Origin of the sequence: Blautia sp. AM29-29 (assembly GCF_003480555.1) — a bacterium.
Lineage (GTDB): Bacteria > Bacillota > Clostridia > Lachnospirales > Lachnospiraceae > Fusicatenibacter > Fusicatenibacter saccharivorans.
In genome coordinates, this window is sequence record NZ_QUJD01000025.1 from 1 (window position 1) to 12770 (window position 12770).

At 43.4% G+C, this 12770-nt stretch carries 15 protein-coding genes and 1 pseudogene; 1 reads left to right on the forward strand and 15 read right to left on the reverse strand.

Going from position 1 to position 12770, the window contains the following annotated elements; translation table 11 throughout:
- The 9 genes and pseudogenes from DW769_RS14765 to DW769_RS14795 all read right to left on the reverse strand — a co-directional run.
- Positions 1-146, reverse strand: a pseudogene (locus DW769_RS14765) (MarR family transcriptional regulator); the annotation flags it as partial.
- 158 nt (positions 147-304) lie between these two features.
- Positions 305-1315 carry a helix-turn-helix domain-containing protein gene (locus DW769_RS14770; RefSeq protein ID WP_117509301.1) on the reverse strand — a complete coding sequence of 337 codons (1011 nt, stop codon included), beginning with the start codon at positions 1313-1315 and terminating at the stop codon, positions 305-307.
- A 149-nt stretch (positions 1316-1464) separates the two neighbouring features.
- Positions 1465-1653, reverse strand: a complete 189-nt coding sequence (locus DW769_RS14775; protein WP_118750574.1) for a hypothetical protein — start codon at positions 1651-1653, stop codon at positions 1465-1467.
- A gap of 82 nt (positions 1654-1735) precedes the next feature.
- Positions 1736-1942, reverse strand: a complete 207-nt coding sequence (locus tag DW769_RS16325) for a hypothetical protein (RefSeq protein WP_147398862.1) — start codon at positions 1940-1942, stop codon at positions 1736-1738.
- Between the two features lie 26 nt (positions 1943-1968).
- Positions 1969-2316: a ParB N-terminal domain-containing protein gene (locus DW769_RS14780; protein ID WP_242991115.1), complete on the reverse strand. Its 348-nt coding sequence runs from the start codon at positions 2314-2316 to the stop codon at positions 1969-1971.
- Positions 2306-2584: a ParA family protein gene (locus DW769_RS16950; protein ID WP_243105463.1), complete on the reverse strand. Its 279-nt coding sequence runs from the start codon at positions 2582-2584 to the stop codon at positions 2306-2308. Before DW769_RS16950 ends, DW769_RS14780 begins: the two co-directional genes overlap by 11 nt.
- A 26-nt stretch (positions 2585-2610) precedes the next feature.
- Positions 2611-3090, reverse strand: coding sequence for a ParA family protein (locus tag DW769_RS16955; protein ID WP_243105464.1), 480 nt, complete (start codon positions 3088-3090; stop codon positions 2611-2613).
- Positions 3091-3104: 14 nt separating this feature from the next.
- Complete coding sequence (locus tag DW769_RS14790) at positions 3105-3425, reverse strand: SymE family type I addiction module toxin (RefSeq protein ID WP_118750572.1); 321 nt, start codon at positions 3423-3425, stop codon at positions 3105-3107.
- 122 nt (positions 3426-3547) lie between these two features.
- Positions 3548-5302: a recombinase family protein gene (locus DW769_RS14795; protein WP_243105465.1), complete on the reverse strand. Its 1755-nt coding sequence runs from the start codon at positions 5300-5302 to the stop codon at positions 3548-3550.
- 337 nt (positions 5303-5639) lie between these two features.
- Here DW769_RS14795 and DW769_RS16960 point away from each other — a divergent pair, with 337 nt between their 5' ends.
- Positions 5640-5846, forward strand: coding sequence for a hypothetical protein (locus DW769_RS16960; protein WP_243105466.1), 207 nt, complete (start codon positions 5640-5642; stop codon positions 5844-5846).
- 31 nt (positions 5847-5877) lie between these two features.
- Here DW769_RS16960 and DW769_RS14805 read toward each other — a convergent pair whose 3' ends face one another.
- The 6 genes from DW769_RS14805 to DW769_RS14825 form a co-directional block, all read right to left on the reverse strand.
- Positions 5878-7386: a recombinase family protein gene (locus DW769_RS14805; protein WP_005927564.1), complete on the reverse strand. Its 1509-nt coding sequence runs from the start codon at positions 7384-7386 to the stop codon at positions 5878-5880.
- Between the two features lie 89 nt (positions 7387-7475).
- Positions 7476-7652 (reverse strand): hypothetical protein, encoded by a 177-nt coding sequence (locus DW769_RS16645; RefSeq protein ID WP_173839848.1) that lies wholly within the window; start codon positions 7650-7652, stop codon positions 7476-7478.
- 133 nt (positions 7653-7785) lie between these two features.
- Complete coding sequence (locus DW769_RS14810; RefSeq protein ID WP_117861121.1) at positions 7786-8055, reverse strand: hypothetical protein; 270 nt, start codon at positions 8053-8055, stop codon at positions 7786-7788.
- 441 nt (positions 8056-8496) lie between these two features.
- Positions 8497-8919, reverse strand: a complete 423-nt coding sequence (locus DW769_RS14815; protein WP_172679366.1) for an RNA polymerase sigma factor — start codon at positions 8917-8919, stop codon at positions 8497-8499.
- A gap of 669 nt (positions 8920-9588) precedes the next feature.
- The gene (locus DW769_RS14820; protein ID WP_117861120.1) at positions 9589-12081 is read right to left on the reverse strand and encodes an ABC transporter permease; all 2493 of its coding nucleotides are present in this window, start codon (positions 12079-12081) and stop codon (positions 9589-9591) included.
- 17 nt (positions 12082-12098) lie between these two features.
- Positions 12099-12764, reverse strand: coding sequence for an ABC transporter ATP-binding protein (locus tag DW769_RS14825; RefSeq protein WP_117861119.1), 666 nt, complete (start codon positions 12762-12764; stop codon positions 12099-12101).
- Positions 12765-12770 lie beyond the last annotated feature (6 nt).

The following is a 12770-nucleotide window of genomic DNA, read 5'->3' on the forward strand; positions in this document are numbered from 1 at the left end:
ATACCATCCTCCTGCCACAGCACATAAAGAATACGTCCCTGGGCTCCATTAAACGCATCAATATTCTTTTCACTGAGAATCTTCTCAAAAATCCGGTCTCCAAGCTGTTTTATTTTGGTGACAAGAAATCCTCCATTCATTTCCATACAAAAGCTCCTATATAGTAGTTTATTAAAAACATACTATATAGGAGCTTTATTGTCAAGAGTTTATATGTCTTAATAGATAAATTCCGTTTTTTTCAATTCTCCAAACTTGAATTTCTGGATGAGTATAATATGCGGAAAATAAACTTAACTCCATCTTAAATATAGTGCTGAGTTTCACTGCCACTCTTTAACACCATTTTCGCCACACCAAGCAATGCTGCAAACAAAACACCTGCAACCGGCCATACAATCCATGTAATATCCCAGCTCATCGTCCAGAAGCTCCATGCAAGGTAAATCGCTGTAGTCAAGCACCAATATACACCAGAAAACGTGTCAGTCTTTTTCTTAAACAGTTTTTCTTCTTTTGTATATTCCCCTTCCTGAAGAAGGGTATCGTAACTGCTTTTTACCATCCCAACACGAACCAACAGATTCACTCCTATTGCAAGTATGAATAGCAGTAATCCAACGGAAAGACCACAGTAATAGTCGGACGCTTCCATAGATTCGGCAATAATTGTCGGAATCACTGCCAGTATACAAAGCACTACCCCAACAGCCGTTCCTCTGATAAAAATTGGTTCATAGGAATCTTTTTTTTCTCGTACCATTCCAGATACACCATACTCTGTTTCAAAGCATTCTTTTTCAAAATGTTCCATATGTGATTCACTCATTCCATATGTAATAAACAAAAAGACGGCTGCCGCAACCATTCCAAGCAAAAAAACACATCCAAATACTGTTGCCAGAGATTCCGAAACATGAAATACGCTATCTTCTGCCATTGTCACAAGAACAATCAATAATATTGGACTTAAGATACACATACTTGTTGCGTTTGCCACTACTTTGGATCCATTTCTTTTCATGTCAAGAAATTCATTTGCATTCTCCATAGTTACTTTTTTCAACGGTTCTGCATAGCTTTCAGTACTTTCGTGATAGGTGATATTTTCTGCTTTCATTTCATCTTTTAATAGGTAATCTGTACTAACACCAAAAAGCTCCGACATCTGTAAAATTCTTTGCAAATCTGGAACAGCTCCTGCACTTTCCCACTTAGATACTGCCTGTCTGGATACGCCCAACTGATTGGCTAGTTCTTCCTGTGACCATCCATTCTTTTTTCTTTCCTCTGTAATCTTATCAGCTAAAATCATTTTTTCCTCCTTTTGCAGATTTTATGAGCTAAATATAACAGTTTTGCTGTTTGCATTCCACCATTTCAGGCTGTAAATCTGTCAACCAGCAGTTGCAAATCACAAAAGGACTCTATGAATCCCGATTTTCCAGCAATACAAGCAGGAAATTATTTATCATCTGTATTGTTTTCCTTTTTCTTATGAGTCGAACCCAAGCAAAGAAACGAAGAACCAAGACATAACCATACTATAGCCATAGAATTTTCATTTCCACTCGTAAAGTCTATAGCTGAGGCTACGAGAAACAGAACTGATGCAATATAAAATAAGATTGATTGATTTATTCCTTTTTTCATAAATAAGAATCTCCTCCAAATCCCGACTTTGATAAACCCATTATACCCTTTCTGAAACATCCTGTCACCACATTTCATCAGATCAGAACCTGTCAAAATCCTCCTGCGTGGCAACCTGTCTCCATCCCTTATACTCATCGTTCCTGCTTTCCACAAACATATCATTCACCATCCCGATAGTCAGCAGATCCAGATCCCGAATGGAAATCCCCAGCTGCACACACCGGAGAAGAAACAGGGGAGTTGTCATTTCACGGTCTGTTGCATGAAGTTTTTTTAGCCTCCACATCCGTCCTGATGTTCATCCCCCACAATTCAATCAGCTTCGGCAAAACCTGATAAATACTGAATCGCAGGTATCTCTGTCAATCCTGCTATCTTTGCCGCATTGGTTCTGTTATGCCCTGCAAGCATCTCATAGCCCCTTGCAGCTTTCCTCACAATCACCGGATTCAGCACACCATACTCCCTGATGCTCTGTACCATATCTTCCAGGCGTTCTCCCTCATACAGCCGGAACGGATGATCATGAAACGGATGTATTTCCTCAACCGGAATAGAAACAATCCCGTTCACAGGCACTGGCGTATTCTTCACCGGATCCTCAGCAAGAAGATCCAGTGCGTCCTGAAATACTTTTCTTTTTGGTGCATTAGCTTTCATCCCCAACCACCTCCTCTGCCAGATTCCGGTATGCTTTACAAGCCTTATTCTCCGGTGCATACTCCAGAAGCGGCTCACTGTAATAAATTGATTCTCCCACCTTTACTGTGTTTGGTATGATACTCTTAAAAATCCGGATCTGTCCATCAAAAGTATCCGTCAGCTGTTCTGTGATTACCTTACAGAGATTTGTTCTGGCATCACACATAGTCAGCAGGATCCCTGCAATCTGCAGGCGGTCATTCAGTCTGCTTCTGACTTTCTTCACTGTCCGGATAAAATCCTGCAATCCCATCATTGCCAAAAGCTACGGATTGACGGCAATAATCCCTCATCAGCCGCCGTCAATGCGTTAATCGTCAATGTTCCGAGCGATGGACAGGTGTCTACAATAATATAGTCATACAGCCCTCTCAGCGGCTCCAGAATACCAGTCAGCATCTTCTCTGAACCCATCTCCATCCGCAGCTTACTGTCCACTGCTGAAAGCATCATAGATGATGGAATAAAGTCCACACCATTTCTACTCTGTATAAACTCTGACGGATCCGGCATTTCCTCATCTTCCAGCCGATTCATCATCAGATGTCCAATCGTCACCGGCACAGCCGCAGGATCTTCTACTCCGAAGCAGGTTGTCAGATTTGCCTGGCTGTCAAAATCAACAGCCAGAACCCTTTTTCCCATCTCAGCCAGTGAATACGCCAAATTCCAGGAGCTGGCAGTTTTGCCAACTCCCCCTTTAAATGATCCACACATTATAATCCTTGCCATACATTCTCCCCCTCTCATGCTTTCTTTTCATAACAGCCTGCACTCTGCTCTGCCACATATTTTGCAGTAATTTCTTCTTTTTCATTCTGGTATCTGATTATCAGTTTCTTAATCTCCTCATCCATAAATGCGGTCTTCGCTTCCTGCTCTTGTGCTTTATCCACATCTGGCGTGATAATCAGCTGACCATTTTCACATTTCACCTGCACATAATCCCCAAGATGAAATCCCAGTTCTTCCAGCCACTTTCCTTTTAATGTAATTGCCGGAACTGTCTCATATTTATAACCGCTCTGTCCACAAACCTTCATATTCCTTACATTTTTCTTTGCCATAGAATTGACTCCTTTCAGATTTGACTAATAGATTTTCAGATAAAAAGAAAAAGCCGCTGACACGTTATCTTCTAACGCATCAACAGCTTCTATCCTGCTTTAATTCAGTGTATTATTCGATTTTATTTAGGCTCTTTACCATCTTTAATACGGTAGTAATCGTCCATATCCACGCTGAGTTTTACCGTGGTATCTGGTTTTCGGTTGCTCAAGAGGCACACAGTTTCAACTGTACTTTCGTTGTCCCAACAAAGTTCCTGCGTCTCCCTGTCTCCAAAATACACCGGAAAACGGAACTTTATGTGCTTCAGGAATCTGCCATCTGGCTGCTCCTGCTCGTAAATGTCCACCTGTTCCACAAAACTGTTAAGAAATTCTTTCTTCTCCAGGTCGGTGAACTTATCATATAGTTTATCAAAATACAAAAGAAATTGATAGACGTTTTCTTCTGATATTTTCTGTTGCCGGATATTCAGCAGGCGGTTCTTGACTTCTTCTATACTGTTCTCCACGCCTTCAATCTCATCATACAAACGGTATAACCTTGTCTCCATATCCTGATATTTCTTCTCATAAAATTTATCCATGATATCCAGACTGTCCATCTGCTGTCCAAGTCTTGCTTTTGCTCCGGTCAGCTGCCTGTGCTGCTTTTCCAGTCCTTCAATCTCTTTTTCTATTTCTTCTGTATCTATTCTTGAACCGATTTTATTCAGAATTGCTTCTTCAAATTTCGGATTCTTCACCAGCTTCCGAATAACTTCTTCCACTGCATTGTTAATCTTCTCCTCACTCCATTGTTTACGATATCCACATTTATGACCATCTACCAAGCGACGGTGTTTGCACGCATAATAGAAATAATCCTTATATAAGGTTCCGTCTTTCTTTTTCTTTCGATTCACGTTCCCATACATACCGCTTCCACATAACGGGCATCTCAATATTCCAGATAAGATATGCTCATGATCGAGACTATGTGTCTTTTCATATTTTACACCTGTTTTTTCCCGTTTTTGATGAGCCAGCTCCCAGTCTGTTTCCGAAATAATCCCTTCATGGATACCATCGTGCAGCATATAATTTTCCTGCTTTACAATGCGATATTCATTTCTTGTACCAGAAACTTTCTCGTTTTTCCTTCGTCCATAAGCCAGCTTTCCACAGTATACCGGATTATCCAGAACGCCTTTTATAAATGATGCGGCAAATGCGTCCAGTGTATTATTCTGTCGTTTTTTCTTTTTATATCCATGCTGGTTCAGCCATGCAGCAATCGCAGAGATTCCCATATTGGTATGAATAAATTTATCATAGATCAGACGAATAATCTCTGCTTCGTCCTCTGCGATCTGCAATTCTCCATTTACCAATTCATAGCCATATGGAGCAAATCCACCGTTCCATTTTCCTTCCCTAGCTTTCTGCTTACGTCCCTCCATTGTCTGAACAAGGATATTCTCTCGTTCAATCTCTGCCACCGCAGACAGAACAGAAATCATCAGCTTTCCACTATCTTTTGAGCTGTCAATTCCATCTTCAACACAGATCAGATTCACTCCAAAATCCTGCATCCTCTGCAAAGAATTTAAAACATCTGCCGCATTACGACCAAATCTGGAAAGCTTGAACACCAGTACAAACTGCACCTCATCTGCGCCATTCTCAATATTATCCAACATTCTCTGAAATTCCGGTCTGCCCTCTACGCTCTTTCCAGGCTTACCTTCATCGGAATACTCATTTACGATTTCCATGTTCTGAAATTCCGCATATCTCTTGAGTTTTTCTTTCTGAGCATCCAGACTGTAGCCATCTACCTGCATGGTTGTGGATACTCTGGTATATATATCGCATTTAATCTTTTTATTCTTCATAATCTTCCTCGCAGTATAACTCTGTTTTATTGTCCCAACCTTATTTTAGTACTTGTTCCAACTATTTTCAATACTTATTCTCCGTATTGACGCATTTCTTCGCCAATCGTATAATTAAGTTAGATACAGAGCATTTCTGTTATCAAAATATTGCCCGCCCACCATTGGCGACTTATAAATGATTGGCTCGAAAATATTGTTCGCTTACCGGAAGCGTCTAATAAATGTCCGGCTTGAAAATTATTTAGAAATTATTTTTGTTTTCGATATTGTGTTTTTATCACACATTGCATATACTATAAATACACAAAAAAGCCAAAAAAGAGGAGGTGTTAGTATGGCTACTTCAAGTATTACTCATAATTTTGTCGTATCCAATCCAAATAGCGTAAAGCGTTTTGTCGCAGCAATTGACGAAGCCGACCGTGACCGCACACCAAAGCAGACACTTCCCGGACGTCAGTTAACGAACCCACAGGAAATCTTAGCTTTAATGTCAAAAAGGAAGAAAAACATCGGTGTACAAGGGGTACAAACGAGATAAAATAGAAATGAGGGGCGATAGAGCGGAAATATCAGATTTTCCACTCTATCTGAACACGGTCGCTGGTGGCCTTGATTGTAGAGATCAAACCATCGGCGGCTTTTCTTTTGTCGTCAAAATCTATGCTGTCCCAGTTGTCGAGATAATAGGATAACTTCTTTATCTGCTGGGGAGATATGGTTTCAACGCTCAATTCAGCGATTGCCTTTGAAATGGTCTGGCGTCGGGTGTCCAGTTCTTCAATTTTTTTGTTAGCGTAGGCAAGCAAGGTCGCATTGGCTCCGGTTAGCGTATCCAGCAGCTTTTCAATTTCTGCCTCCACCTGTGCCAGCTCCACTTGATAGGCAGTCAGTTTCGGATTGACTTTTTCCTCTCTGCCGTGGAGTATCTGAAAGTCTTTGAACTTTTCCTGCATGGCCGAGAAAATGAATTGCTCAAATTCTTCTTTGCGGATTTTCCCGCAGCCCGGACAGCCTTTATTTTCCGTCCGTTTGGTACAGCGGAAATACCCGGTGCTGTTTGGTACATGGGTGGCTTTCAGAGCATACCCACAATGCCCGCATTTGATTTTTCCGGCCAGCCAAGTGTTCTTCGGTTTCCGTCCCTGCTGGAAGGTGGTATTGGCCATAAGTTTTTTCCGGCATTTCAGCCATGTGTCAGAGGAAATGAGTGCTTCATGGGGAGCGATAACAAGTATCTGGTCTTTTAAGCACCTGTCCTTGTCCTCCTTCACATCCCGCCCCTGATAGAGATAGCAGCCGTTTGTTCCGGCAAAGTCGGAAGCATCATTGACAATCGCTGCGCCCTGGCTCTTGAAAAATTCGTACAGCTCCAAATCGGCCTGTGCGTAAACGGGGTTTCTTAAAAGCTGGGAAAGAAATGTACGGAACATGGATTTGCCATAAATTTTTATATCATGTTCCTCGAAGTATCGGGTAATATCTCCGAAAGAGGTTTCCGGTTCAGCGTACATTTCAAACATCAGCCGTACATGGTCGGCGGCTACGGGGTCGGCAACCATTTTCTTTGTGCGGATACCCTCTACCACAGTAGGCTCTAACTGATAACCGTATGGTGCCTGTCCGCTCATGTGAAAGCCTTTCAGGCACCGGGAATAGTAGGCGTCTGTAACACGCTTCTGAATTGTCTCACGTTCAAGCTGGGCGAATACAATGCAGATATTCAGCATGGCCCGGCCCATCGGGGTCGAAGTATCAAACTTTTCTGTGGAGGATACAAACTCCACATCGTACTCTTGAAACAGCTCCATCATCGTTGCAAAGTCCAGAATAGAGCGGCTTATACGGTCCAGCTTGTATACGATGACCCGCCGAACCTTTCCCTTGCGGATCTCGCCCAGCAGCTTTTGAAACTCCGGCCTGTCCGTGTTCTTACCGGAATAGCCTTTGTCCTTGAATACCCGGCAGCTCCCACCTTTCAATTCATACTTGCAAAAGTCGATCTGACTTTCAATGCTGATACTGTCCTTGCGGTCTACTGACTGTCTTGCGTAAATACAATCTTCTCTGATAAATTCCATATTGGGCTCCTTTCCTTGTTGGAATGGAGCTACCAACCTTACAACTATATTATACCATCAGCAGCCCCGGACAACAATGTTGCGAATGATTAGGGAAATCTGTCTCCATATTTGCTGAACACCTCGTAAAGACAATGCTCAATTTCTTTTTTGCGCTGTTCTTTCTCCTTCGGGGGAAGTACCGGCGTGAGGCTTTCCAGCACAATGATCTTCCCTTGAAATGCGACAGACTTTGTTTCTCGTTCATAAGTGACAGCTTGCGTCATTGAAAACCTCCTTTGCGAAAGTGCGTGTATATGCCTGCCTTTCCCGCTTGTCCTGTGGGGAAATGTCAAAAGACGGCACCCAGCAGGTGCCGCCCTTTGAGCTTTCTCCACTTCGGGTCAATGTGGCCCGAGGTCAGTAAGGACTGGAAAGGTACTTTTCTTTGGCGTCCTCCACGCTGTTGAGGTCGAATACTTCATAAAGCTGCCCCACAACACGCCGTATATCCTTCTTTGAAAATCCGCAGTTCTCCATTGCCATAATGACATAACCACGGCAGGCGTCATTGCTCCATTCGTCCGGTTCCAAGCCGGGGATCATTCCAAACGCATTTCCCATAAAGTGCTCCTCTTTTGAAAAGATGGGGAGCCACGCCGGATCGGTTGGCCTATCATCAGACAGCATTGCCGGGGACTCCCCATAGGTTTTCACTTCATTTCAGACACATCGGACGGACATAGGCTTCATGCCCCATAGTATTTCAACTCTCCCCATTCTGATGGCAAGGCGTTCTCATTGCCTGCGACGGCTCACGGCTTGCAAGACCGCTTCAACGCTCGGACTGTGACTAAACGCAAGTATCCGGGTTCTGCGCCTGTTCCGGTGGAGCCAGCCTTGCCCCACCTATGGCATGGACCTGTTCGCTCGCTCAGTTTTACAAAGACTGTATTCTCTGAAATCCGAGGTCATGGCGGGTCTGTCACACAGCGCGTTCCCCTTCGTATCCGGGTGTCTTTTTATTCAATTTTCAATCTGCATGAGGCTTGTCTGAACCTCGGGCCATTGTGACCCGAAGTGTTTTACCTCTCATAAGCCATTTCATTTTCCGGCCTAAATCGGTACGCCTTACAAAGAATTTTTCAAAATTTTTTCTAAGCGCCGCAGACCTCGCTCGATTGCGACACGAACCACTTTTTCATGGACGCCCTCTGCCCGGGCAATATCCTGTTTGGTCATGCCGAGAATGAAATGAGCGTAAATCCGTTTTGCCTGTTTGTCTGGCAGACTGGTAATCGCTGCGTGAAGTTCCTGCATGGTCACTTTCCGCTCATACAGTTCATGGGGAGATAAAGCGACAAAGACAGCCTCATGCTCCAGCCCGTCATCCCGATCAAGGGAATAGTAGGCTTTGTGGCGGTATGTACGCAGCCGATAAGCAGCCTCTTTACGATCAAACTCTTTGAACATTTCTGCAACTTCTTCCGATACTTCCATGAAGCAATCCGATGTATAGAATGGGTAATAGTCCCGCAAATTGATAATAGCCATATTGACCTCCGTTTCGGTTGTTGGTTGACGAGTGACCGAAACGAAGGCGGCGGGGAGCGGCACCGGGGAATGACTTCGGGCCAACATGACCCGAAGCAGCCCCATAAGAACGCAAAAGCGCCCGGGCGGCATGAAACCACACGGACGCATGAAATGACATAATAGTTAAGGTTCCAACAAATTTCGCATACATAGCCGGAATAACCCGGAGGCGGGGCTATGCTTTTTTTAACTGATGTAGGTCATGGGCACTGTGAAAAAAGGCAAAGATAGACACGGCGGCAATCCTCCTATATGCCGCCGTGGATTTACACGGTGTTAGGTCGTCGTTGGTTTAGGGGGCGAAAAGAAACGGCGGCTCTGATTTCTCAAAACCGCCGTATCGTCAGTGATATAGGAAAGCACGCGAAATCCTCTGCCCGTCAGCGGTTTTTTTCTTTTCCCCGCTGTGGGGGCAGATGTTTCTTAATTGATTTACCACAAGCATAAACTACAAATGTTACACAAATGTCCGAGGCGTCTTTGATTTCGACAGAAAAACAGGCTGAATTGTTACAAAGCTCGGACATTTCAAAAGAATTTTTTGAAAAATACTAAAGAAGCGGAGCAGCTAAAATCTGCTCCGCTTCGATATGATTGATCTAAGGATGTTTTGCTATTTGATTAAACTCACTCTGTCAACCGCAATCGCTCCACAACTGGAAGGTTAACGTCAGTTTTGTAGACCCATATAGGCACAATAAGGCAGATTAGCAACACCAGTCCAGACACCAGCACCAGTGGGATAAATGGATAGGAGAAAACAGCATAATAGGCCACTTTACTAAAAATCATATATAGCAAGATGAAGATTGCTGTTCCAATGGTGACTGCAAGGGAAAGGGAAACGCCCCAATAATAGAAACCTTCCATAAATAGCATTCGTTTGATTTGTCGCTTTGTCATTCCAATGCTTTCAAGAACAGCTAATTCATAGCGCCGAGTATTTACATTGACAACCATTGTATTGACAAAGTTCATGACACCAACAAGCAGCAGGATCACGGACAACCCTGTTCCTAAAACCTTTGCTGTAATGAGATATTCCTGCATTTCTTCTCGCCGTTCATATCGGGATATAATATCAATGTTAGCTTGTGATGCGGTGATTTGCTTTAATTCTTGCAGTATACTTTCGTCATGTTGACCATCCGTATCAAAGGCCACGCGGAACACTCTATATTGCGGAAAGAGTTCTTTCAAAGCTGTTTGACTAATATACAAATCAGGAGCCGTCCCTCTCTCATTGCCTCCTCCTGCTCGAAACCCTTCATTCAAATAACCGTTCGCTACAATAAAGGAATGCTGTCCGTTCTGCGTCTGGATTGTTATTTCCTGCCCTGGCTGAATAAGGCCTTCTACTGTTTTGGACAGCAGCACAACCTTTCCTTGTTCAAAGGCAGACGTGTCAATAGGCAAGTTTAAGGTTTTATTGATTTCTTCCAAATATGCACTGTCAATTCCAAAAACCCCGCTAAAAAAGTTTTGCTGATAATTTTCTAATTTTGCCGGATCAGAAAAATCAATGCCGTTTACTCCGTCTAATGACGCAAGAAACTCGTGAAATACAGCATCGTCATATACAACATCTGCTGCTACTTGAGGATAAGGTGCATAGGTCAACCTCAAATTCTCAATGCCGTCAAGCTGACCAATCTCTGAAACCATTTCGCTGGAAATTAAATCTTCTCTTTCGTGGATACTATATGTGAGTGCAAAATCGCTTACTCCCCATTGGCTCACATAATTCTCCGGGCTTAAACCATGTAATAGCCCTGTGACGACAAGGAACAAGGAAAGGCCGAAAAAAAGCGATGCAAAAACAAGGGTTGTACTCTTAGCATTACGAAAGACATTGTTCCATGCCATTCTGGACAACTTCATTTTGCTACAATTTCTGGCGCTGCTCTGTGTGCTGGCTGCTGTATATTGGAGTGCTGCTATTGGTGAAACACTTCCGGCAATTTTGGCGGGCTTCATGCTTGCAATCATAACGGTAATGAACGTAAATATGGCCGCTCCTATGAAAATAAACGGCGAAAAAGATACTTTTGTTCCCACATCAGAATTTGTTGAATACATCATATTCAGGAAGTAAGGAACAATGCCAAAGGAAACAACCGCACCAAGTAACAGACCAATCGGAATACCAATACAAGAGATTCTGATTGCCTGCTTATAGATAATTTTCTTTATCTGCCTTTGGGTCGTTCCAATCGTTTTAAGACGGCCATAGAATTGCACATCTTTTACGACAGAGACATAAAGAATATTATAAATCAGCAGATAGCCGCTAAAGGATATAAAAACTGCTAAAATTATTACAGCTAAAATAATAGTTCCACCATTTGCCTGTTCTAATGGTACAATTTCAAATGTTTGCCCTTCTGTAAAGTCAATATCACGCCGCAATCTTTCACAGTTTTTGTCAGCATTATCATTGCCTTGAAAACGGATCATTGCCGTAACACTATTATCCAGTGATACATTTAAGCTATCCTTAAAAGCGGATGAAACATAAACATAACCACGATTATTTGTGCGCATTGGAATGTAGTCCGTATAGTAGCCCGACAGCAAAAAGGTGTCCGTGACATAATCATAGCTATCGCCAATTTGGTATGACAACACAATTTCCATCCCTATTTGTGGATCAGAAATACCCATCTGTTCAAGCACCCATGTAGGCAACATGATTTCGCTTTTACTTAACGGATAATTTCCTACAACACCTGATATAGTAGGAAGACGGTGGTGTTCCCACTCTGTATCATTTATCCATACTACACCTAATCTTGCGTTTCTCAGTTGTTCTGTATCAACACTACCTAAACGCTGCTGTATGCCTACGTCAAGTACAAGACTTGATTTTGAAATCTCAACCAACTGTTCTTCCGTTACATTTGTGATTCCGGCATCTGCGGTAGTTCCCATTAAGCGGATTTGTTGCATTTGGTAGGTTTCAAAGTAACTAAAGCCAATACTGAATGTCGCAGTTATCATAAATGCAGTTAGCGCCAGAGCAATGATTGCAAATAAATTACGCTGCCGTTCATGGTGCAAACTGCGCTTTGCCAGTTTCTTTTCAATGTTACTGGTATCATTTTCAAAAGGCCATGTCATAGTCTGCCACCCCCTACTTATTCCACAATTTTGCCGTCCTCAATGCGGACAATCCGATCTGCAAGACGGGCAATATCGTTGTTGTGGGTAATCATCACAACGGTTTGCCGGAACTCCGCACTGGTGCGCTTGATAAGCCCCAGCACCTCAGTGCTGGTCTTGCTGTCAAGATTGCCGGTCGGTTCGTCCGCCAGCACGATAGCCGGTTTGGTAATCAAGGCGCGGGCGATAGCCACACGCTGCTGCTGTCCGCCGGATAGATTGTTCGGCATATTTTTCAGTTTATCTTCCAGCCCCAGTAGGTGAACAATTTCGTCCAAAAACTTCTGATCCACCGTGTCCCCGTCCAACTCCACCGGCAGGACAATGTTCTCATACACATTCAAGATGGGAACAAGGTTATAGTTCTGGAAGATAAAGCCGATGTTGCGGCGGCGAAAGATGGTAAGCTGCTCGTCGTTCTTCTTTGCCAGTTCTTCGCCTCGGACAATCACGGTTCCGCTGGTGGGAGTGTCCAACCCGCCCATCATGTGAAGCAGGGTGGACTTGCCGCTACCAGAGGTTCCCACAACAGCCACAAACTCGCCGTCCTCCACGGAGAAATTTACGCCGTCAAGGGCGCGGGTAATGTTCGGTTCTGTACCGTAATACTTTTTCAGGTCAATCGTCTGTAAAATGCTCATATTCAA

Coding starts and splice junctions, on each gene's coding strand:
- DW769_RS14770 (WP_117509301.1), bottom strand. CDS start 1,315: ATGATTTTAGCTGATAAGATTACAGAGGAAAGAAAAAAGAATGGATGG.
- DW769_RS14775 (WP_118750574.1), bottom strand. CDS start 1,653: ATGAAAAAAGGAATAAATCAATCAATCTTATTTTATATTGCATCAGTT.
- DW769_RS16325 (WP_147398862.1), bottom strand. CDS start 1,942: ATGTGGAGGCTAAAAAAACTTCATGCAACAGACCGTGAAATGACAACT.
- DW769_RS14780 (WP_242991115.1), bottom strand. CDS start 2,316: ATGAAAGCTAATGCACCAAAAAGAAAAGTATTTCAGGACGCACTGGAT.
- DW769_RS16955 (WP_243105464.1), bottom strand. CDS start 3,090: ATGGCAAGGATTATAATGTGTGGATCATTTAAAGGGGGAGTTGGCAAA.
- DW769_RS14790 (WP_118750572.1), bottom strand. CDS start 3,425: ATGGCAAAGAAAAATGTAAGGAATATGAAGGTTTGTGGACAGAGCGGT.
- DW769_RS14795 (WP_243105465.1), bottom strand. CDS start 5,302: ATGAAGAATAAAAAGATTAAATGCGATATATATACCAGAGTATCCACA.
- DW769_RS16960 (WP_243105466.1), top strand. CDS start 5,640: ATGGCTACTTCAAGTATTACTCATAATTTTGTCGTATCCAATCCAAAT.
- DW769_RS14805 (WP_005927564.1), bottom strand. CDS start 7,386: ATGGAATTTATCAGAGAAGATTGTATTTACGCAAGACAGTCAGTAGAC.
- DW769_RS16645 (WP_173839848.1), bottom strand. CDS start 7,652: ATGACGCAAGCTGTCACTTATGAACGAGAAACAAAGTCTGTCGCATTT.
- DW769_RS14810 (WP_117861121.1), bottom strand. CDS start 8,055: ATGCTGTCTGATGATAGGCCAACCGATCCGGCGTGGCTCCCCATCTTT.
- DW769_RS14815 (WP_172679366.1), bottom strand. CDS start 8,919: ATGGCTATTATCAATTTGCGGGACTATTACCCATTCTATACATCGGAT.
- DW769_RS14820 (WP_117861120.1), bottom strand. CDS start 12,081: ATGACATGGCCTTTTGAAAATGATACCAGTAACATTGAAAAGAAACTG.
- DW769_RS14825 (WP_117861119.1), bottom strand. CDS start 12,764: ATGAGCATTTTACAGACGATTGACCTGAAAAAGTATTACGGTACAGAA.